Source organism: Anabaena sp. FACHB-595 (assembly GCF_048568275.1).
In the GTDB taxonomy this organism is placed as follows: domain Bacteria; phylum Cyanobacteriota; class Cyanobacteriia; order Cyanobacteriales; family Nostocaceae; genus Trichormus.
Map to the genome: position 1 here is coordinate 2,431,735 of NZ_CP183473.1, position 23,581 is coordinate 2,455,315.

Genomic DNA, 23,581 nt, shown 5'->3' on the forward strand with positions numbered 1-23,581 from the left:
ATTTAGCAGGTTAGAAGACACGAGATGGGAAAACAATGCACAATCTTTTTATCGGACTCGCAATTTTTTCGTCTCTATTGTGATGTCGCCACCTGACGCTGCATTTTTCGCCAAGCATGGGGCGTAGTGTCATGGTACTGGCGAAACTGACGGAAGAAATGACCCTCGTGTTGATACCCCACAGCCTCAGCAATTTGATTCACACACTGGTCAGTTTCTAGGAGTAATGTTCGTGCAGCTACCATCCGTCGCTTAATAATCCAATGATTGACAGTTTCCCCTGTATGTCGCCGGACTAGATCAGTTAAATAAGCTGGGGAGTAACCAACTGCTTGGGCTACGTCACGTAAGCCAATGGATTGGTCGTAGTTAGACTCAATAAATTTAAAGACCTGATTGAGCTGAGAGCCAGAGGGAAATATTGATTTACAGGGTTCTGATGACTTTTTGGTTTCAACAATATCTAGTGCTGGATTTTGTTGCAACTGAAATGACTCTGGTTGACGTTTTTTAATCTCACGGATGGAGATGCAGCCGTATTCCCTACCGTCTTCTTCCATATAGGTAACAGTGGTTTGGACAGGTAAACTTAAACCTGCTTGAGTCTTATACAGAGATTCAAAATATAAAGACCCTTTTTGTTTAATAGTTTCCCAGTGCTGTAACCAAACTTCCATCAAAAATTCTAAGTTTAGGTATTGAATACTCATACAAAGCAGTTCTTCACGGGAGTAGCCTACTAAACTACACGCAGCATCATTAACGTATAAAATCCTGGTGTTTGGTTTTACCCAGAACACCGCATCTGTGACACAATCCATCAGCAAATTAGTAAGGCGCAACTCTTTTTCTAGCTGCTGTGTAACTTGATAAGTATGTTGCTCGGAAATACAGCTGTCAAAAACCATAGTTCTACTCACTGTAATTACTGAATTTCTAAGTGAACCTAATGAGCCTTAAGGTTATTTAACTGTAGAATTCAGGGTTTTACGTGAATATATGTATCTATTAGATTACATTTTAGTAATTAAATTTACTAAAAAATACACATTAAAAATCTACCCTCTCCAGGGAAAAGAGATATCTTTAGCAGTTAGCGGCATTCATTTAGCGTTTTTCTTGGGAGCAAAGATGTTGTGCAGCTTCCCATAAGAAAAGCATCAGACCCAATCCAGAAAAACCGTCAGCTGATAAATGGCACCTACAGCCAAGTAAAATTTAATTGATTATTGTCTATAAAAGTTTATATTTTTAGCCAATTCCTACTAATAGCAAAGACTAAATTTAATAATCATCCTAAAAAGATTCATCAAAGTATACACAAAGTTTCCTACTTTGGTGCATTGAAAATTTATAGAGAAAAAGAGTAGAGGTTAGGGGTGCTGAAACTGTTACAGAGCAACATAAATCAGCCACCCACCGGGAGTATCTGACGACCCCGCAAAACATACTAGCTTTTTTTTAGGGTATGACAAATTACGTTTCTAACTTCTATTTTAACCTCAGCATAAACTGCTAAAGTTTGTTGATTCACACGCCCAACCGTCAGTAATTCTAAATTTTGTTGTGCTTGATCTTGCCAATGTTTGAGCAGATGAGGTTGACTAAGTAATTTTGCTAGGGCATCTGCCAAAGCAGAGCTATCTTTTGGGGGAACTAAAACACCAGCTTTGCCATTGTCTAATGCTTCTGGAATGCCATCTACGCTGGTAGCGACGATCGCACAGCCGGCTTCACGGGCTTCTGGAATTACCAGGGGAGAAGGATCACGGTGAGAAGCAAGTACAAATATATCTGCGGCTAATAAGTAGCGTTGTGGTTCTGGTTGGAAGCCTTCAAAATGAATGCGTGTATTGCTCAAACCTGTAGCTTGGGCTTTTTCCTCAAAAATCTGCCTTTCCGGGCCGTCTCCAACTAGATAAAGATGAACTTGGGGGAAATCTTGGGCAATCTGTGCAAAAGCAGCGATTAACTCACCAATGCCTTTACGCTGATACATCCCGGCTACAGTGGCGATCGCTGGTCGTTGTAATTCTACTGGTGAGTACTCTTTAATATTACGAGTACGGACGCTGCCTAATGTCCCATTGGGTACTACTCGCAATTTATGCTCAGGAATACCACGCCTAGCCATTGATTTAGCAACAGCATGACTCACCGCAATTACTCTATCTGCTAATCCCATGAGTACAGCACTGCGTTGAAATTCATTGTGTACTGTAGCCACCAAAGCATATTCAGAATCAGCTTTAAGACATCTTCCCAGCACAACTCCCGTCATCATGTGAGCATGGACAATATCCGGTTGAAATTCTCGGATAATTGCGCGATAACGCCTAGCCGCATTAATTAAATTTAGGGGTGTCCGACTTTGGTTTAACTCAAAGTGTTTAACACCATATTGAGCAAATAATGTTTCATATTCTCCGCCAGCAGATGCTACAGCTACATCATGATTGTTTTTGGCTTGCAGACAAGCTAAATCTACAGCCACATTCACGATGCCATTACCAATTTCGCGGACGTGATTCAAAATATGTAGTATACGCATAAAAATAATTTTTATTCTAGTTCCACAAAAGAAATCTTTAGTTTGTGACAATGATCCGGAAGTTCTTTTAGATCCCCGACTTCTTGAAGAAGTCGGGGATCTATCTGGTTAATTCACCCAGGTAATCGATACATCAACACCTTTCCTTTAGCGTTCTCTTCCACAAATACTAAATACTCACCATTGGCACGACGAAAAGCGCGAATGCCGTAGGGGATATCAATCCAGCCGCTTTCGCCTCCTACTTCTGCACCTGGTGTTAACATTTGCAATGCTTCCCCTGTGGTGGCTTTATAGACATAAACTTCCGCTTTTTTACTAGCAACGGCAAAAACTCTATCTCCTGCCACATCAATTGATTTGATATGTAATTTGGGGTCTGTTTGATGATTATAAGGAAGCACTATTCGCCACCGGAGGTTTCTTTTTTTACTCCAGTTGTCGTAACGAACTATTTCTGTACCAACTAATCCCCAATCACCATCAAGGTTAGGATGTTCATTGGTGTAGCCTCCAAGATACATAACATCTTGTTTGGGGAAGTATTTGATTCTTGTCAAAGTTTTGAAAGGTGCTGGCATGGGTATTCTGCCCCCAACAGCTTGTCCATAAATGGGACAGCCATGATTATCTAATTTTTGATAGGGATAGTGTTTAATGTAGCCAGCTTCGGCCGCTTGCCAAATATCTCCTTTGCTGTCTATTTCCCAACCCCAGACAGAACCATCTTCTTCACCCAAGGTTTTGTATTCGTTGTTTTGGATGGAACCATCACCATTCACATCCCGCCATAACCAGCTACCGTCTTTTGGTTGGTTAGGAGGCCAACTGAGATGATTTTTGCCAAAAATGCCGCAGGGAACAGCTATCTCACCATCAAAACGGTATATCAACAGCCGTTCTGCCATCATTTCTGAGGAGAGATAGAGTAGGCGTTTTCCACCCAAGCGACGGACAAAAGCTGATGTGGGTGTGGTGTGGAGTCGTCCATCATCTGGGTAGCGGAACTTATCTAAGGTATATCCTTTATATGTCCACTCTTTGCCGTTGTTTTTGCTGTAGTCCATGACGAAGTGTTCGTTTTTGGTGAACACGTCTCTACCATCGCTATCAGGATCAGCATCGGCGTTATCTATGAATTGCAAACCGAGTAAGCGCCACTGGAGTTTTCCCGATGACGAGAATTTTCTCAAGTCAGCACCAGTACTATTAAAACCATGATTGCTAACGTAGATATTGCCGCTTTTATCTGTGCCGACTCCGGTAATACCATACAGTTTCCCGTCTTTGACTTCGCCAGAAGTACCCCCATAGATACCGCCTTTATCACCGAGAGTGCCTACCTGTTTTGGTTTATTGGCGATGTTATAAATTAGTACTTGCTGACGTTTCCCATTATCAGCTACCAGTAATCTACCTTGAGGATCAAAGGCGATCGCACTTGGGTTGGCAACATCGGTGATTTGTTGGGCTAATTGCTTACCTTGAGGCGAATATCGGACTATTTTTTTCTTTTGCACAACCCATAAGTTATTTTGCCGATCAACGGCGATCGCACCAGGATTAGGAACGCTAAAGCTGCGTAGTTCCTGCATGGTATCTGTATTGTAAACGCGGAGGCGATCGTTGGCAGGATCACTTACATATAACTCTTTGTCTTTAGTTGCTAGTCCAGTAACGTCATTTTTACTATTGACAATGAGCATACTTTTATCCCAACCACGCCCTCCAGCAAAGGGCGCAGGTTTTCCAGACAAGTCATAGCGTCGGACATTGTACCAAGTGGTTCCCTTGGGCGGGTAATCATCTTCTGGTTTGCCTTCGTGGGATTGCCGCATAGCTACATAGAGGTACTTTTGATTGGCTGTAATTGCTTTACCTCCCAACCTTCCCCAACCATGTAAGTCATCAGCTTTACCAATCACATCCCCATCTTTATAAATACCTACTTCTCTACCAGCTTCATCCCAATGACTATTTACATAAACTGTGCCATTGGGAGTAACATATATACCCTCCATTTGAATTTGTACCCACTTTTTACCACCAAAAGTGTTACCTATCCAAGAGGTTTTATACGCTGCTTTATTTGAGGTTTTATGCGATTGTTTATCAGTTTGCTGTGCAGATGATTTATGAGTTATTTTCTCAGTAGTTGTTGGTAGTATATTAACAATTCCAGATATATTACTGCTTAAGGGATTAATAATTACCACCATAACTATAGTAAGTATCAAAAGGTATACTTTCAAACTCCGAAAGTTTTTATTGCGAGACAGTTTTTGGAAATACCGTCTACAGCTTTGGTAAAAATTATCAAACTGTGGAGCTAATTTTTTTTCCATAAAATTATGCAAATTTTTAATTAGTACGATGTTTTATGTAGCAAGATAAAGCACCTACTTGAATTTTCGGTATATCATGGCTAATTACTACAACGAACTCTAATAGACTCTAATGAACGTCTATGTAAATGATTTTTACGTTAAGCTTAATGTTATATCAGCACAATATGAAATTTTCTTGGTAATTTGTAGAGAACCCATTGTTTTGTAGCTGAATCTTTCAATTATGTATAGCAAATAGTTAAGGTTATTTTTTTTGATTTCACAAAAAATTTATTAAAATCACATAATTATTTTTTATCTGCCAGAGGGCAGAACGGAAGAAAAAAGTTAGTAGGGTGCGTCAGTATGAATAATTTCTTGGTACAGCTAGGTTTCCTCACACTGACGCACCCTAAATTTTGGATATTTTTTTATCTCGAATTCCCTTAGTTAAAAATACTATATACAACTGGGACAACATCTCATAGCCTAATTATAAAACTATCCCTGATGTGAAAGTCAGCTTCTTTACCTGGATGAACTAAAGCCCAGTAAGTTATCTTGCCATCTTTTTGTTTGATAACTGTAGTAATTGCGACATCAATAAGTTGTTCAGGAGAAATAATTCTTTCTAAATCGACATTCAATGACATTTCCAAACTATCTGAGTAATTTTCAATACTAAAAGGTAGTGCAGTAAAAGCTGTTTCTTCCTGCATTCCTTGGCGATATCCATGAAAGCGGTATATATTCCAATTTCGAGAGGGAGAGAGGTTGAATTCCCAATACTGTTGAGAATCTTTAATACCAATAAAGAACTCAAAACAAGTATCTTGCCATAGTTCATGTTTTCTTGTTGGTATGTCTACAGACGAAGGAATCTCAACTGGTGCTAATTCACCAACAACCTGATAATTAATAGTGAGTTGATTATTATGGCGGCTAATATTACCAGCAATTTTGAGATCAACTAAAGATTCCTCCGAGGGGAATGGTTGTAGAGAAAATATCTGGTGACTCATTTTATATCTTGAATAATTTTACGAATCTTGACTTCTTGAGATTCGATACTTTCTGTCAGTTTAAATTGCACAAGCGCCCTGGCTAAATTATGTTCTGGGTACTTGATTTTAAAGTAAACATTCCCCCCTAAGTAGTCAGCAAAGAATCTCAGTCCTAACTCAAAGGCGATGAGGCGTATAGCATCATACATATATGCGTAATCGTTATCGGTGAGAAATTCCTTTGCTACCGACAGATAACCTTGTAAAATTCCTTGACATAAATCAGTGTCAAAAGCAACGCTTTCCCAATGTTCTGTTTCTTCCCCAGCAGGGTTACAGCCCGATCGCAAACAATCACCAATGTCATAATGTACTAGACCGGGTTTAACCGTGTCGAGGTCGATAACGCTGACGGCTTTGTGAGTAAAAGTATCAAACATAATATTGTTAATTTTAGGATCGCCGTGCATGAGACGTAACGGCAACTCACCCGCAGCTTTAGCATTTTCTAGGATACAGGCATAACTTTGGCGATCGCTCACAAATTGCAAGCAATAATCTAATTCTGGGGATGGTTGCGGTTTAGCTGTTGCCAAAACCTGTTCATAGTGACGCAAGTAAAGCGGCGTAATATGGAATCCTGGCAAAGTATCAGCCAGTTTTTCTGGTGATAAGTCGCTGATTAAGTTGTGAAACATCCCCAAGGCATAGCCGATTTCTTGAGCTTGTGCCAAATCTTGCATGGTGTCGAAAGATTGCGACCCAGAAATAAAGCTAATCGCTCGCCAGAAATTCCCTTGAGTATCTGTGCAGTAATCGTGATTATCTTTGGTGGAAAGTACGCGCGGAACTTCCCAACGACGGTTCGGGGGGGCGTATTGTAGACGTTGATGAACATGATCACTAAAGATACGCATATTCTGCATGATCAGTTCAGGTTGACGAAACACTTGAGTGTTTATCCGTTGCAGAACAAAATGCTGTGCTTCTAAGGAATCAACAGTTACTAAAAAAGTATCGTTAATATTGCCACTACCAAAGGCTTGAACATTTGTTACTGTACCTGGAAACTTGAATTTCCCGGCAATGGCAGCTAAATCTACTACAGACTGCGTGCTGATAACTTCTGTCATATTTAACTTTTACTACTCCCCACAAAAACTGCACAATGGCAATTAGGAGACATAGTAACTCAAGTTTTACGCCGCATTATTCCTTTTAGTTGAAATACTGTGAAGATTAATGGAAACCTTATCGTAAATTCAAGGGTTAAAGACCCCTCTCTTACAAAGTTCTGAGGGACGGAAGCCGGGATCTTGCTACAAACTTTGCGCTACATCTACACGTAGTATCAGTTGAGTTGGGGTAAAACATCCCCGACTCCAACTGTCTTTAATTTTGTTCGCCTTTGAAATATGCGTAGGGTGGGCAAAGCTAGCCAATCTTCTTGTTGAGATAGTATTTGCGGATCAGTATTGTCAGGTCAATACAGTTGTTATAGTCAGCTATGACTGTATTGAATGTGATTGCTATACTTGCGATCGCTTCATCAATAATTCTGATTCATTCCATAGATAGATTTAGCAAAACCCATCGGCAGAAAGTTTTTACACTTAGAAGCTTAGTATAAAATTTTTCTTAAGATATTTGCTTGATGGAGGCGATCGCCTAATCTAAGTCTTGACTCGTCTCATCATGAATTGTGCTGATTATTGGACTATATAATAATCATTAACGATTTTGGAATGAGTAGATTTACCACCAATAAAATATGCAAAATAAAAAATGTTAATTTCTTGCTAAACATTGATGATAATGGATCACAGGATGTATGCTTCATGCCATAGTACATTATTAAGCCAAAATTTATAATCTAAATTTTATTTTTTATATTGTTATGATTACGTAGACATAAGGCATTTAATATAGGAAATATTTCTAAGAAAATTTTAAGCATATTTATAAATATTATTTAAACTTACGCAAATCCACTGAACACTATAGAGACGTGACATTCCTAAATTGTCTAGTTAATATATAACTTGATATATCACTTATTACATTCCTCCAGTTAATGGGTTAGGAAGTCGAATGTCTCGCCAAAAGAAAATAATATTTGCACAACCAAAAATCGGTCAATTCATTCAAGAAATTAGGCTGGTTATGGGTTTAACCCAAGAAGAGTTTGCGGTAATTCTTGGTGTAACTTTTCCTACTGTAAATCGTTGGGAAAATGGGCATACTAAACCTTCAAAACTCGCTATTCAACAAATAGAAGCTTTGGTAGATAAGCTTGGTGAAGATGGTCAAAATATTTTGGCTAAATATCACTGAAAATAGATTCATTACCCATTAATTTCCAGAAAAAGTCATAAATTTATGACTGGAGACATCTATCCATGAATTTTAATTACTTGAGATATTTTTTGAAATTTACTTCAATACCCAGTATTTGTCTCTTGTTGATATTATCAATTTCTCATTTTTCTAGGGTATTGGCTCAAAATCCCAAAGGTGGAATTGACTGGATTGTAGTAGTAGATACTTCTGCTTCCATGCGCGGTGTTGGCGGGACAAGAAATATCTTTACTCAAGTCAAAAATTCTATTAATGAATTTGTTAATACTGCCAGAGTAGGGGATACAGTTACTATTTATAATTTCGATAGTGATGTAACTTTGCAAGCTCAAGAAATTCCTATTGCCAGCAATCCAGACCGGGGTAAACTCAAACAAATAATTAATAACCTCAAAGCTGATGGTGTGCGTACTCACACAGGGAAAGCAGTACAACAAGCGCTCTCTACTTCTGCAAAATTGAATCAACGTCCTAATACTGCGGATAGGACTGTGAGTATAGTTTTCCTAACAGATGGATTGGAAGATGTCCAAGGTATTCCTAATCCTGTGCCGATTCCTCAAAGTACGCAACTTTTACGGGAACAAGAATGTAAACCTTATGTATTTTTCGTATCTTTAGGATTGAAAGAACACGAAAAACAATTAAATGAATTTGCCAGTAATCCCGCACTTTGTGGCAAAGGGCGCGTTTTGCGTGACCCTGGAGGAGTGCAATTAAACAAGTTGGCTCAAAATATTAGGCCAAGACTCATTAAACCCCAGATTGATGTTAGTTTATCTACTGTTGATTTGCCGCCTGTATTGCCAGGTACAACTACAAAAGCACTAAATATTAATAGCATCAGTAATGTCAATGCTAAAGTGAGGTTGCAACTAAAAGACATAGAAAAAAGTGGTATTCGCCTAGTTTTGCCTAGCACAATTGACTTAGCAGCTAATCAACAAAAAGTTATTCCTATAAGTTTACAAATTCCAGCAAATGCACAGGGAGGTAATCGAAAATTGCGGTTTTTGTTAACAGCAACTGATAAAGCTATTGCCCCACAAGCTATTGATTTATCTTTAACGATTAAACCACAATTGTCAATGCAACCAAATAGCCTAAACTTCGATTCTGTAGAAGCAGGAAAAACTAGCCAAAAGCAAACTTTAGTAATTCGCAGCAATATATCTGGAACAGCTAGTTTACAACTGCAAGGCAAGACTAAAGATGTTTCTTTAAAGGAGCCTTCAACACCTGTATCTTTGGCAGTCGGAGAAACCAAAATCCCTATACAGCTTGAAGTTGCTGATAGTAGTTTTGATGGTAAGCGTACATTCAATGTAGTTGTTACTCCAGATCACCCCCTGACGAATCCCCTCAGTGCCGAAGTTCAGGTACGGATCTTAATGCCACTGGGACGGAAAATCGTTATTTGGTTGCTATTGATATTACTGCTTTTCTTAATTACCTTAACCATAATTTGCTTGATTCAACGTAAAACTCCTTGGGAATTAGCCCAAGATATTGGCACTCGCAACCATTTAGAAGGGGAACTAGAACTATTAGAACCAGTCCCCATATCACCAGAAGAACAATATATTAGCCTTACTCACCAGCACAAGCAAAAAGTCAACTTGAGTGCATTAGTTCCAGCGATCGCCTCTACAAATAGTGATGCAGAATTAGTCATCAATTGGCAGTCTGGTAAAAAATATGTATATGTACGGAGTTTAAGCGGTATTACTTTTGTCAATAATGAAAAGATAACTACATATCAACTTTACGATGAAGACACAATCCAGGTTGATAACGTAAAGCTGCGATTTAACTGGATTGGTAATCAACGGCCCTATGAACAAAACAGTGGGCTGACAGATTTTTAAAAAATATTAGAGGAAATTAAATGTCACGTCCCACAGTTGTTTTTCGCCCTACTGTTGTCATCGGTTTAGGAGGTACGGGTTATGAAGTTGCACTCAAGTTGAAAAAGCGCTTCATCGATGTTTATGGCGACGTACCAGACATTATTCGCTTTCTCTCTATTGATACCACTGAAAATATTCAAAGCCGGGAAAAATCACCTGATGGTACTAAGGTTGTTTTAGAACCTAATGAACTTTATGCGATTTCCGTCGCTAATCCATTACCTTTAACGCGGAACGATCATATTGATGAATGGTGGCCGAGAAATATTCCCACATCCAGCTTGATTAGTGGTGCAGGTCAGATTCGCGCCCGTGGACGGTTGGCTTTCTTTGCAAAAGTAGGCGATATTAACGGTTTAATTAGTCAGGCGATTAATACTGTCCGCGAAATTCGCAGTAGTAAACAAGCATTCTTAGACAAATTTCAAGTATCTAATCGTGATGGTGTGGAAGTTTTTATTGTTGGTAGTTTAGCTGGAGGAACGGGTAGCGGTACTTTTCTAGATGTGGCATTTTTAGCCAGACAATATCTTAATAGCTTTTCCAATGTTACGGGATTATTTGTATTACCTAGAGTATTTGCCAATCTTCCCCAAACTCATCTAGTAAAATCCAATGCTTATGGCGCTCTCAAAGAAATTGAACACTTTTGGAATTTGTCACCATCTAATCCTTTAGAGATTGATTATGGTATTACCAAAGTCAAAGCCGATCGCCCTCCTTTCGATGCAGTATTTTTGATGGATGGTGTGAACAAAAATGGTACTGTAGTTAGCCGTCCTAACGACTTACAAAATTTAATCGCCGATGGTTTGTATATTCAAATTGGCTCTCAAATTGGTCTAGATGCTGCCAACGTTGCTGATAATATTCGTGCTTATTTGGCAGTTGGAGAGAAAGTCCGAGGACGAAATATAAATTATTGTAGTTTTGGCTTTGCTACTTTGGCTTTGCCAGTACAGCAGTACGAGCGAATGAAACTAGAAGACACGCAGAACTTATTGAAAAACGAGTTGATGGCTGCTACTGCAAATATTGATATAGCCAGCGAAATTGAGCGTTTTTTACAAGATTGCAAATTAGCAGAAGCTACTACCGTATTAGATAGTTTGACAGAGAGCGATCGCGGTGGACAAGTCAAACCAGAATTCAGAATCGGGGAAATGAAATATGACCGCGCATCTTTACCGACTATCAAAGAACTTTACAAGCGACAGTTGGATCAAATGGAGCAAAGGACGGCTAAAGATTTGGCGATGAATTTTTATCGCTTAGAACAGACTGCAACTACTACTATTGAGGCTTGGTTGGAGCGTAGTCTGAATCGTCCCAATGGTCTAGCTTCTACTCTAAAATTCGTGAGTAGTCTTTATCAAAAGATAGATGAGTTACAGCAGAATGTACAGCGCAAATCTAAAGAAGCTCAATCTAATTTTTCCACTTTAAAATTAGAACCCCAAGAAGAAAAAATTAAAGAAGCCGCCGAAGCTTGGTTTCCCAATAAGAATACTATTCAAGCAGCTTGTCAGAGATATAAAGAACGGGCTGACCAAAAGTGGCGGATATACTTACACTGGAAACGCTGTGATAAGGCGGCGGAACTCTGCGGTATGCTGCGGACTAGAATAGAAAAAATTCAGGAACAATGTCAACGCATACACAGCAACCTAGATAAAGTTTATCGAGATGTAGAACAAAGTTACGCCGAAGTTAGCCGCCAAGGAAATTCTGATAATCCGTTTATCCATACTATTCAACGCGTTGATTTAGAATCGAAACGCCCCAAAGTTAGTGGTGAAGACTTTATCCGTTGGTATCGAGAAAAGTCTCAAAGTTTAACTAATTGGTCTGAGAAAAAGGCAGAAGATGTGAAAGATGAAATCTTAGCCTTTATGGATGAAACTTATCGTCCACTCACTAGTATGAATATTGAGCAAGTATTAGCAGATAGTAACCCAGAAGATGCGGGAGAGGATTTACAGCAACTTGGTAAACTTGCAGTTCCTTTGTGGCAATATCAAGATTCCGAAATTCCTGCTAAACAGCAACACGTCATTACAGAATTTTATTACTACGGAGTCGAAAGTAACAACACTATTTTTAGTAATCCCCCGCTTTCTAATCGTCTACCTAAAGGCAAAGGTAATGTTTCTTTTGTACCAACAGGTGAACCTCATAAACTCACACTGTTTCGTATAGAAATAGGTGTACCTTTGTTTACTCTGAATGGGATGAAAGATATGGAGATGGCTTATCTAGATCCAGATAAGGTCTTCAAACATTTGCACCGTAATTGGACGAATTTAGCAAATTTAATTCCTCCAGAAGATGACGGCGGAGCGCTGCGTTGGTTTGCTTTAGCTTTAGCACCTAATCCATATTCATTAATTGTCAATGAGAGGAAGCAATATTTTGTCCATACAGACCAAGCAAGAAAATTAGAAGGTGGAACTTTGTTGTTGGGAGATGACCGCAAATCAGCATTTAAAGCTTTCAAAAACAATGTTTCTTTAGTTAAAGAAATTGCTCAGAAAGTCGATAAAATTACCCACCAAGACAAAGAAAAAGCGAGATTTTCTCTAGAGAGCTATATTAAGCAAGTTAATGAGCTTTTAAAGAATAATAGAGTCGGTCTGCCAATCAAAGAACAGGTGGAAATGGAAATTCAAGAAATTGATGCCTATTTAGAAGATTTGGATGTGATTAGCTAATACATAACGGTGTAAATCAAGCAAATATTTTCACTGTTACTCAGCCAAAACCAGCATTTAAAATTCCGCGTAGTGGTACTAGCCTCATGCCAAAACCAACTATCTTACTTGCACTCGATCCTCACAGTACGGCTTTATGTGCAGCTATCAAGCGGCAACTCCCACAACTTCCTAACCCCCAAAGTCGCTTAATTCAGGCTTACACTCTGACTTGGGACGGTCAAACTTTTGGGTTTAGTAATGAGTTAGATTCTTTTGCCGATGCGAGTTTTGACCTCACACTCACCAACCCTAGACAAACTGCTGTCTCCCAACTGCGTCACCAGTTTAAAGAAGGGGCTAAAGACCTGCAAACTACCTTAATTGATTTAATTAAATCAGTTAACCAATCTCCAGAAGCGATCGCCGCGAAAAATGCTGGAGTTGATATCAGTTCTTGGTATAGAATCTATATCATGTTCTCAGCCAACGACCATCGGGCGCGAGAACTGGTATTTGAACTATCCCGCTTGATTCATTGGCTATTTAATGTCTACTTTGCTGACGTTCCCCATAGTTTGGAAGCTTTATTACTCTTACCAGGATTATTTGCTCAAGCCAGAACTGAGGATTATAGTGCGGCTTATCAACTCCTGAAGGAATTAGACGACAAAATGACTAAAGGAGTTGTCATTAGGGGTACTCAAAAAAGACCTCCTTTTGATAATTGTTGGCTGATTGACGAACGAATTGGGGAACTAGGAGTCAATTTAGATAGTTATGCTGATGCTTTTGCAGGTTTCTTGACTGTCGAACCGGAGACAGGTGGATTGTTGATTGGGGCGCATACAATCCGGGGAAAACTTCCTGCTTACAGTACCTTTGGCTATGGGGAGTTATTTTTTCCTGCACAGACAGTTGTAGATCGTTTGAGTACAGCGTTAGCAGCCGATATTATCACCCAGGAGTTTCTCCCCTCAGCAAAACTCACTCCTGAAGCAAATCGCCAATTACTATTAGATGCTAAAGAATTTGTCCTCAGCGAAGATTATAACGATGCTTTGCAGCAATTAGAACGAGACAACGGTAAACCAGTTTGGCAAGATTTCAGCCCCCGTCTTGATATTCGTCCCGGCCAGACACAAGAATATGGGATGGAATTGCAATGTGCTTATAAGCAATTTGAAAATAAAGAACTGATTTCATCTAAGCGCACTCTAGAAATTTGTGGTAAACAAGCACAAGCCACCTTAACCAAACTCTTAGACCAGAAGATTAATCAATATGCGGATGCTGCAACTAGTGGCTTACATGAAGCTGTTAGATTATCTACTGTTTTGAATAATCCTTATTTGGAATTGCAAACAGAGTCTATTAGCGATCACCCAGAAAATCTGATTACAGAACTACGCGCCGCCGAATCATTTTTAGATACTCGGTTGCAGATCACAATCAACAAAGAAAATAGTCAAAAGCTACTCAATCAATTCTTCACACTCAAATCCCAAAGACAACAATTACAAGACACGATAGCTGAGACTAATTCGGAAGCACTCACCCAAGAGTTACAGAAAATTCAAGAACAATTAAAAGTAGCTGTTTCCGACTATCACCAAGCTATAAATGCAGAACTCGAACAAACTAGACAAACCCGCTTATTAGCAATTGAAGATGCTCGTTCCAAGGCACAAACAGCGATTAGTCAGGCACAAAAACAGTTAAATTATTTAGAAAATCAACATGAAATAGCTACAGATCAATTAAATGAATTGATAGCAGAAGAAAACCGTTTTCGTTCTCTATATCTCATAGTTTTTCCTGCTGTCGTTGCTATTGCCTTAATTGGGATTTTGCTGCTCACCGGGCTTTTCAGCCAATCAACCCTTTGGATATTATTACAACAGATAGGGGTCAACTTATTGAATTACATACTTTGGGGTTTAGTTAGTGTACTCAGTTACTTAGGTATAGTTTGGCTGAAGTACAGTACCAGTATCCGCGATCGCATTCAAAAAGTTCAGAAGCAAATCAAACGCCTAGAAAGTAGTTTAAAAGCTACTGGTGTGGAATTACGCCGTAATTATAATGACCAATTAAAGTTAGAATATGACCTCTATGCTCAAAATATCCGCGTTGAAGTAGCGAATCATTTGATTAAAACATCTAAACAAAAGACTGAGATTTTACGGCAAAGTTTATCTAATTTTTCTCAAATATATGATATTTTAATTGCTCAACATGATAAAGCCTCGACAAATTATTCGGAAACTAGATTAGCTATTTTAACAAACTCAGATATCGATATTTATTATCATCAAAATATTCTCAAAACTCTACCCATTAATAAATTTACCCAAGAAGAAGTTAGTCGTTCTCAATCATGGCAAATTTCGTCCACAGAATTTCAGAACAAACTGGATTTGTTTGCCAGAAAGCAGTTTGAACATTTAAGTAAGTTATCCATTGGAGACGTTTTAAAATCAGATTTGATCGCAGAAAATACAGCTAGTATTAGATTAAATCAACTTTATAACAGTGCGAAGCTCTTGTTGCGTCTTCAAGATAGTGATGCTCACTTAAACCCAACTTCTCAACCAGAAATTACACTTTGGGTAGGAGCAAAAGATAAAGAAGAAATACTCCGACTTTATAGTCGCTTTAGCCGTTCTTTAACTCCCTATGTCGCGGAAGACGAAAGTAGTTTATGCGTTTTGGTACGTTCTTTAGGTTTTCCGATTTACTTTCTCAGTCAAATAGAGTTTTATCGAGACTGTTATGAACGTACTCAGAAAGAACAAGAGGAAAATATTCCCGACTTAATTCCTGAAGAAATTAGTTCTAGTCGAGAATTAATTTGGGCTTATGATACTCTGTTGCTAGCGATCGCTCTGGAATTATTGTCTCAAGACACTCACGGTAACTATCAATTCAATGGTCAATTACTTGGTCAAGAACGAGAAAAAATTGCCTCGGCTCTTGCAAATGAGTTCAGCCATCAAGAATTATATGGAGAACTCAAAGAACGTATAGAGGCGTTTGAACAAGATTTAATTTACCAGCAATTAGAAAAATCTGAAAAATCTGTCCCAGGTTTAACGCATTACGAACGCAAGCGTTTAAATCATCTATTGTCAAAGTATAGTCCTCTAAACTAGTTATCTTCGGGAAGTGTTGACTAAATAAAACCCTCAAGGCTAGTAAAAAAGATAGAGTAATTATCCTGGAACGATTAATCATAAATAATTTCTCAGTTTCTATTTGTAGAGAGGTTTAACTTCTCTACAATGGTTTTGTTGAGAAAAAATCCCAGATAATTCAATGTAATGAAGACCAACACATCAAGTTACAACTCTTGGGTAATTTGTCCCAAGCCAAATCCTGTAGCGGCTTTGCGTTTATTTTGCTTTCCTTATGCGGGTGGTAGTTCTTTTATCTTTCGCACTTGGTCAAATTATCTACCTGCATCTGTAGAGGTGTGTGCTATTGAACTTCCTGGGCGAGGAAGACAAATGCAGTTAGCGCCTTTTCACAAGATGGAACCGCTTGTGGATGCGATCGCCTCCGCTATCTACCCATATTTAGACAAGCCATTCGCCTTCCTGGGACATAGCATGGGTGGCTTGGTCAGCTTTGAAGTGGCGCGTTTCCTGCACAAACAGTATGATATTCACCCGGTTCACTTGTTTATATCCGGTCGTCGCCCCCCACACATTCCCGATTTACATCCACCTATTCATAATCTACCCGAACCAGCTTTTATAGAAGAACTACGCCATCTCAACGGTACACCATCGACAGTATTAGAAAATGCAGAACTAATGCAGCTATTTTTGCCGATTTTACGAGCTGATTTTGCAGTTTTAGAAACTTATATTTATACTCCTGAATTACCTTTAGAATGTCCCCTTACAGTTTTTGGCGGATTACAAGATTCGGAAGTTAGTTGTGATGAGTTGCAAGCATGGCGAGAGCAGACAAAGGCTGACTTTAACTTACATATATTCCCCGGCGACCACTTTTTTCTGCACTCGGCTCAATCTCTTGTACTCGAACAATTGGCTAAATATTTGTCTATGAATGTTTAAAACCCTTACACCCCTATACACCCCTACACCCCTACACCCCTAAACACCCACACCCAATCTCAACAAAAAATCTGCGTGCATAAGTCCTAACTTTAAAAAAATACATAAATTTTGTTGTCCTGGTACAGTTCCCTTCCCCCAGATAGTTAAAAATTTGTATTCTAAAGTTAATAGGTCTTAATGGTTCTTAGAAAAACTGGTGCAAGAAGATTTTAGATTAATTGTTGATTTAGTGTCAGTTCTCGCCGTTGCTGCCTGTGGTGGATTGTTTGCGGCGTTGCTCAAACAACCTGTGCTGCTGGGCTATCTCATCGGCGGGATGGTAGTGGGGCCGGCTGGGCTGGGGCTGATTAAAGAAGTTATTCAAGTAGAAACTCTGGCACAGTTTGGCGTTGCTTTCTTGTTGTTTGCCTTGGGTGTGGAATTTTCCTTTGCTGAATTGAAAAAAGTAAAGGCGATCGCCCTTGGTGGTGGTGGGCTGCAAATTGCCCTGACAATCTTAACTACAGTGCTGGTTTGTGGGTTAACGGGAGCCTGGGGAGCCTTACCTGCTAAGGGCGTGTTTCTAGGGTCGATTCTCTCCCTATCATCTACAGCCGTTGTTCTCAAGTGCTTGATGGAGCGTAACGAAACGGAAACGCCCCACGGTCAAGTAATGCTGGGGATTTTGGTAGTCCAGGACTTGGCGCTGGGATTAATGCTAGCGGTGTTACCTGCTTTGCATGAACCGGGGGAAGTTATTGTTGTGGCCGTCCTCACAGCCTTGGTCAGGATTGGTCTATTTGCGGCTGGGGCGGTGGCGGCTGGGATTTGGGTCATACCGCCTTTATTGCGACTGTTAGCCCGCACAGAAAGCCGAGAACTATTCTTATTAGGTGTGGTGGCGCTGTGTTTGGGTATTGCCCTGCTGACAGAATCTTTAGGCCTGTCAATTGAAATGGGGGCTTTCGTCGCTGGGTTAATGATATCTGAGGTGGAGTATGCCGACCAAACCCTGACCTATGTAGAACCCCTACGAGATATTTTTGCTAGTTTATTCTTTGCAGCGATTGGGATGCTCATTGACCCAGTGTTTTTGTTGCAGAACATAGAACTAATTCTGGGGTTGGTAGCTTTAGTTTTCTTGGGCAAGTTCTTGATTATTACTCCCTTGGTCAAACTATTCCGCTACCCATTAAAAACAGCCTTAATCGCTGGTTTGGGATTGGCGCAGATTGGGGAGTTTTCCTTTGTGTTAGCCAGTGAGGGACAGGCACTGGGGTTGGTTTCCCGACGCGTATATTTACTGATATTGGGGACTACAGCTGTAACACTCATGCTTACCCCATTTGTGTTACGTGTACTGCCAGCAGTATTTAACTTTGCCGAATCCATACCTTGGCTCAAACCCTACATAGCTGGAGAAGGTCAAGCATTAGATATATCAGAAGACCTACCATTTCAAGATCATGTAGTAGTGTGCGGTTATGGGCGAGTAGGTAAGAATTTGGTGAAGTTGTTGCAGCAACACAATATGCCTGTAGTCGTTATCGACCAATCAGAAAGCCGGATTCAACAGTTACGAGACGCGGAAATACCTTATGTATACGGTAATTGCGTCAGCCTCCACGTTCTAGAAACAGCAGGGGTAAGTCATGCCAAAGGTATGGCGATCGCTCTTCCTGACCCTATGAGTACCCGTTTGTGTGTGAAACGCGCCCTGGAACTCTGTCCTGAACTAGATTTGGTGGTTCGCGCCACCCAGGACAAAAACATTGAGTTGCTGTATCAACTGGGAGCGAGGGAAGTCGTGCAACCAGAGTTTGAAGCCAGTATCGAAATGGCGACTCACTTATTAACCGATGTAGGCTGGACATCAGGTTTATTACAACAAGAAATGCAGCAAATCCGCAGCGATCATTACTTAGATTTTCGCCCAGAACGGAACGCTGATGAAGTTTCCCGCCACTTACAGCAAGCTACTCAAGATTTAAATCGCCGTTGGTATGCTCTACCAGCCGATTCTCCCCTAATTGGGATGAATTTAGAAGAAGCGGATATGCGCTATTTAACAGGCGTAAGCTTAATGGCAATCCGCCGCGCCAACGGTGAAGAAATCGATTATCCCAGCAATCAAACCAAATTAGCAGCAGGCGATCGCTTGTTGATTGTCGGCGCTAAAGAAGAACTAGCAGCATTAGAGGAATTTGCCCAAGGTAAGGTAGGTGTTCCAGGGCAAAACAGCGCTTGTCAGTGGGTAGCCGTCGATGCTAACTCCGCCGTTTTGGGTAAAACCCTCAAGGATTTGGCACTGGATATACAAAGCGGTATCAAAGTACAAGCGATACGCCGAGACGGTAAATTTATTCGCTCTCCCAATGACAACATTGACCTCCGGACTGGCGACCAAGTTCTACTATGCGGAAGCCTCCCAAGTCTGAATCAAATACAGCCTCTATTTGCCGTAGTCAACGAAATACCTCTAGCGATTCCCATAGTAAAAGCCAAGGAGACGGAAGTAGTTAAAGAGATGCGGGGTTAACAATTCAAAATTCAAAATTCAAAATTCAAAATACCCTGCGGGTTCGCGTAGCGTTCTCGTTCGCGTTAGCGTCTCCGAAGGAGAAGAGTAGGCTACGCCAACAAAATTCAAAATTAAGAAAGCCGAACAGAATCAAGGTATGTTCGTTTCTTTCCTAATTCCCTTTCGGGTGACGCTCTCTACGAGACGCTAAAAGCGAACGCAAGCTCGCTAACGCCAGTTCCCAGGGCGCGGGAAACCCGCCTTCCCTACGGGACGATACGGGAACAGGACTGGTCTCACCAATCCCTAGCCTTTGGGTTGTAAATAGGCGATCGCTTGTTTCCAAATAGTAGTTTGGCGGCTATTTTCGTCGGCGATACACACACAGGTAGGGTCTTGCCATAAAACCCTACCTGTAATTGCATCTCCTGTCACCAGTTTGATTTCTACTGGTGCTGCTTGTTTAATCAGGTTTTGTAGTTGACGAATACTAGGTAGTGAAGTGTCAAATTCAGTTATAGCCATTTTTGATAATGATGGAATAATTGAGGGATTAAGTCATAGGTAATAGGTAATGGGTAATGGGTAGTGGATGAAAATTTATTCTCAATTACCAATCACCAATACCTAATCATTGATAATTCATCATGGGAAAAATGGCAATCGAATTTACTAAGTATCACGGTCTAGGCAACGATTTTATTCTCATCGATAATCGCGCTTCTAAAACGCCGGCAATCACTCCAGAGAAAGCGGTGGAGATGTGCGATCGCCACTTTGGTATCGGGGCTGATGGTGTAATTTTTGCCTTACCTGGAGAAAACGGTACTGATTACACCATGCGGATTTTTAATTCCGATGGTTCAGAACCGGAAATGTGTGGTAATGGTATTCGCTGTTTAGCTGCATTTCTGGCTGATTTGGAAGGGCTTTCTCGTAATAAAGATACCTATCGTATTCATACCTTGGCTGGTGTGATTACCCCCCAACTCACCCCTGATGGACAAATCAAGGTGGATATGGGTTTACCTCGGTTACTAGCTGGGGAAATTCCGACAACTCTTGGTGCTGCTGATGGGAAAGTCATTAACCAACCCCTAGAAGTAGAAGGGCAAACTTGGGAAGTTACTTGTGTCAGCATGGGGAATCCCCACTGTATTACTTTTGTCGAAGACGTGGCGGCGATTCCTTTAGAAATCATCGGCCCTAAATTTGAACATCACCCAGCATTTCCCCAACGGACAAACACCGAATTTATTCAAGTTGTCAGCCGTGACTATTTAAAGATGCGTGTTTGGGAACGTGGTGCAGGAATTACTTTAGCTTGCGGTACAGGGGCTTGTGCTTCCTTGGTAGCGGCGGTATTGACTGGAAGAAGCGATCGCCTCGCCACTGTAGAATTACCTGGTGGCCCCTTGGAAATTGAATGGTCAGAAGTAGACCAAAGAATTTATATGACCGGCCCGGCTGATAGGGTATTCACAGGTAAACTTTGAGCAAGATTCCTTTCACCCTTCCCATAGGTGTGCCTTTGTTGGAGACTCACATTAAATCAACCAACCCCAGGTTGTGGTAGTTTGATTTACAGATGTATACCAAAGGGCTAGAGGTCACTAGCCCTTTGGTATGACTTCCTCCGTAATTGGTTTAGGCAACTAGGGAGGCTATAATAGCATGGCGAATAACCCGGAAGAACTGCATCCACAAGACGTTACAAATTATTTTCAGTCTTTAGATGGGTTGCAAATTTTAGCAGTAGATGATAATGCTGACAGTCTGTTTTTAACTGCCTGCGTTTTAGAAAGCTATGGTGTTCAAGTAACAACAGCTACATCAGCATCGGAAGCATTAGAAACAATCAAACAACTAAAGTTTGATATTTTGATTTTTGACATTGCCATGCCCGATATGGATGGATATACATTAGTATACGAAATTAGAAACAATGCCCTATTAGAAAACAGGAATATTCCGGCGATCGCTCTCACTGCGTTAGGCTCAGAAGACAGCTTGAATATGGCTTTCATGTCTGGATTCCAAGGCTATGTTAATAAACCTTTAGACCCTAATATTCTCGTAGCAGAAATTCTCAAGCTCATAAGGAGTTCCGTATTAGAAAATGGGACTAATAGTCATTAGTCAGAGACCCGATTAATCATGTCTGTACGGTTGTTAGAGACGCGATTAATCGCGTCTTTACTATTGTTTACCTATGGGAATAGCTTGTGGGGGGATTTCTGTAACTATGCGAAAAGGAAATGACTGGGTTGAAGCCAACTGAGCGTAATCTGGGGTGAGGAAGACCGCATATTTTTCGGCTTCTGGCGTGAGTTGTGCCGCCATTGCTAGAGCGATCGCCTTGACAAATTGGCGAACATCGGTAGCCTGTTCTCCGACTATTTCACCACCAGTTAGGGGTGTATTGGGTTTGTCTACCTGATCTAATGTGGCACTGGGGTCTTTCACACTCAAATGTGTACCGCCAATGATTCCCACCAACCATTTCGGAGATGGAATTTTGCTAAATCCCACAATTTGTTCGGTTAAAGCGGGAGTAGTTTTATCTGCGGAAGCAGCGACAATTAAAGTCGGGATTTGCACCTTTGTTAAACCAGTTTCGCCAAACATTAATGAAGTCGTGGGAGTTAAAGCTATTGCTTGTTTAATTCTGTTATCCCGCAGTTGATAAGTTTTTTCTGGCAATTCTTGAGCAACACATTGGATAGTTTCTCCCAGGCTTAAAATAGTTAATTTATTCTGACAGCGTTCTCTGATTCCGGTTATTTGTAACTCGGCTCCAGCCAAGGATAAAGCTGTACCCCCGCCAAAAGAATAGCCAATCACCATCGTGTTATCAGTTGCCAGTTTCCCTTGTAGGGGATTACCTGTTGCTTGGTTGAGTTTTTCTAATACATCTAAAACAAAACTGACATCTTGAGGACGATTTAAAAACTCTTGGGGTTGTAAAAGTCGCACTTTGCCTTTGCTTGCTAAATCTGTATTTGCCTGATTACTTCCCGGATGTTCTAAGGCGACGAATATATAACCGTGGGAGGCAAAATGTTCAGCTAAATAGTGTAAATCTGTGCGGACTGATCCCATCCCGTGGGAGTAGATAATTACAGGTTTTTCTTGAGTTGCAGATGTTGACCAGTATATATCCACCGGAATTTGGCGATCGCGTTTTTGATCGTTCAAGTTCAATTTCAGTACTTGTACTTGGGCGTTTCCTGGTTGGCTAGGGTCAAAAGGTAAGGAAATCTGCGGTTTGGTGGGATCAAGTTGAGGACTAATCGCCAGCATAAATTGTTGTGTACGCCAGAAAGCATTGTTTAAACTCCCCGCCACTTGGAAAGCTTGGGGTAGGTTAATTTCTAGGCTCTGACTGGGGTAAGCAGCAATAAAGCTGAGAATAGAAAGACCCTGTGGTGCAGTAGAACCCAACACCAAACTAGCTCTTAAAGCTTTTGCACCAGATTGATCTTTGCGAACTACGGCCGTGGATAAGTCATTGAGAATAGTTGTCCCAATTTGAGTATTTAGTAACCTACTGATGGTTACCACATTCAACGGTACTCTCATCCTCAGCGCTCCAATGATAGTGCGGCGCTGTTGTTCTGATAATCGTCTTGTGAATAGGTTTAAACTGCTAGGAAATTCGCCAGTCTCCGCCGCTTTCTGTAAGTCAGCCACAGGAATAGATTCGGCAAATAACCCAAATCTCACTACGACTGTCTCAGCTGCTTGGACAGGAGTATTTGTAGCAAAAAACTGTGTGAGGCTAAATGTGCAGACAAGACCTGCAAAAATTTTTATACTTTTCCAAGTGATTCTCATAAGAATATTTTTAATATAGTACTTACGGGAATATAGCGAATATCAGTGTATTTAGCTACTATAATCTACAAAAAATCGCAGGCAATCGGGAATAGAAGATAGTAAAACTAGGTTGCACAACATAAGAGACTGCTAGATAAAAAATTATCGAAATGTAGGGTGCGTCAGTATGAATAATTTATGAGTATAGCTAGGTTTTATCCCACTGACGCACCCTACTAAACCATCAATTTCGGATAATTTATTTTTTGGTGTTCCCTGATCTCAGATGATGTCATTTATGCCATTGCTAGATGTAGGCTAGTAAACAAGTACC

15 protein-coding genes are annotated in these 23,581 nt (G+C 40.5%); 8 read left to right on the plus strand and 7 right to left on the minus strand.

All coding sequences use genetic code 11. From position 1 onward, the window contains the following. Window positions 1–74 precede the first annotated feature (74 nt). From ACN222_RS10125 to ACN222_RS10145, 5 genes are all read right to left on the minus strand, one after another. Window positions 75–908, minus strand: a complete 834-nt coding sequence (locus ACN222_RS10125; protein ID WP_044521195.1) for a helix-turn-helix domain-containing protein — start codon at window positions 906–908, stop codon at window positions 75–77. Between the two features lie 542 nt (window positions 909–1,450). Beyond that, window positions 1,451–2,551: a glycosyltransferase family 4 protein gene (locus ACN222_RS10130; protein WP_010996198.1), complete on the minus strand. Its 1,101-nt coding sequence runs from the start codon at window positions 2,549–2,551 to the stop codon at window positions 1,451–1,453. Window positions 2,552–2,664: 113 nt separating this feature from the next. Further along, on the minus strand, window positions 2,665–4,896 hold the full coding sequence (locus ACN222_RS10135; protein WP_010996199.1) for an SMP-30/gluconolactonase/LRE family protein: 2,232 nt from the start codon (window positions 4,894–4,896) through the stop codon (window positions 2,665–2,667). Window positions 4,897–5,360: 464 nt separating this feature from the next. Next, complete coding sequence (locus tag ACN222_RS10140; protein ID WP_010996200.1) at window positions 5,361–5,900, minus strand: DOMON-like domain-containing protein; 540 nt, start codon at window positions 5,898–5,900, stop codon at window positions 5,361–5,363. Then, window positions 5,897–7,015, minus strand: coding sequence for a phosphotransferase enzyme family protein (locus ACN222_RS10145; RefSeq protein ID WP_010996201.1), 1,119 nt, complete (start codon window positions 7,013–7,015; stop codon window positions 5,897–5,899). Before ACN222_RS10145 ends, ACN222_RS10140 begins: the two co-directional genes overlap by 4 nt. A 958-nt stretch (window positions 7,016–7,973) precedes the next feature. Between ACN222_RS10145 and ACN222_RS10150 the strand changes: the two genes are divergently transcribed. The 6 genes from ACN222_RS10150 (at window position 7,974) to ACN222_RS10175 (ending at window position 19,446) form a co-directional block, all read left to right on the plus strand. Beyond that, complete coding sequence (locus ACN222_RS10150; RefSeq protein ID WP_010996202.1) at window positions 7,974–8,216, plus strand: helix-turn-helix domain-containing protein; 243 nt, start codon at window positions 7,974–7,976, stop codon at window positions 8,214–8,216. Window positions 8,217–8,377: 161 nt separating this feature from the next. Further along, window positions 8,378–10,108, plus strand: a complete 1,731-nt coding sequence (locus ACN222_RS10155) for a vWA domain-containing protein (protein ID WP_231865525.1) — start codon at window positions 8,378–8,380, stop codon at window positions 10,106–10,108. Window positions 10,109–10,128: 20 nt separating this feature from the next. Then, window positions 10,129–12,861, plus strand: a complete 2,733-nt coding sequence (locus tag ACN222_RS10160) for a tubulin-like doman-containing protein (protein WP_010996204.1) — start codon at window positions 10,129–10,131, stop codon at window positions 12,859–12,861. 86 nt (window positions 12,862–12,947) lie between these two features. Then, window positions 12,948–15,995 (plus strand): hypothetical protein, encoded by a 3,048-nt coding sequence (locus ACN222_RS10165; protein ID WP_010996205.1) that lies wholly within the window; start codon window positions 12,948–12,950, stop codon window positions 15,993–15,995. 168 nt (window positions 15,996–16,163) lie between these two features. Next, on the plus strand, window positions 16,164–16,925 hold the full coding sequence (locus tag ACN222_RS10170) for a thioesterase II family protein (RefSeq protein WP_010996206.1): 762 nt from the start codon (window positions 16,164–16,166) through the stop codon (window positions 16,923–16,925). A 199-nt stretch (window positions 16,926–17,124) separates the two neighbouring features. Continuing rightward, window positions 17,125–19,446, plus strand: coding sequence for a cation:proton antiporter (locus tag ACN222_RS10175; RefSeq protein ID WP_010996207.1), 2,322 nt, complete (start codon window positions 17,125–17,127; stop codon window positions 19,444–19,446). A gap of 288 nt (window positions 19,447–19,734) precedes the next feature. Here ACN222_RS10175 and ACN222_RS10180 read toward each other — a convergent pair whose 3' ends face one another. Beyond that, on the minus strand, window positions 19,735–19,953 hold the full coding sequence (locus ACN222_RS10180; protein ID WP_010996208.1) for an Hfq-related RNA-binding protein: 219 nt from the start codon (window positions 19,951–19,953) through the stop codon (window positions 19,735–19,737). A gap of 131 nt (window positions 19,954–20,084) precedes the next feature. On the opposite strand from ACN222_RS10180, the gene dapF reads away from it, so the two are divergent. Further along, window positions 20,085–20,924, plus strand: coding sequence for a diaminopimelate epimerase (gene dapF / locus ACN222_RS10185; protein WP_010996209.1), 840 nt, complete (start codon window positions 20,085–20,087; stop codon window positions 20,922–20,924). 178 nt (window positions 20,925–21,102) lie between these two features. Then, window positions 21,103–21,567: a response regulator gene (locus ACN222_RS10190; RefSeq protein WP_010996210.1), complete on the plus strand. Its 465-nt coding sequence runs from the start codon at window positions 21,103–21,105 to the stop codon at window positions 21,565–21,567. Window positions 21,568–21,627: 60 nt separating this feature from the next. On the opposite strand, the gene ACN222_RS10195 is transcribed toward ACN222_RS10190, so the two are convergent. After that, window positions 21,628–23,265, minus strand: a complete 1,638-nt coding sequence (locus ACN222_RS10195) for an alpha/beta hydrolase (protein ID WP_010996211.1) — start codon at window positions 23,263–23,265, stop codon at window positions 21,628–21,630. Window positions 23,266–23,581 lie beyond the last annotated feature (316 nt).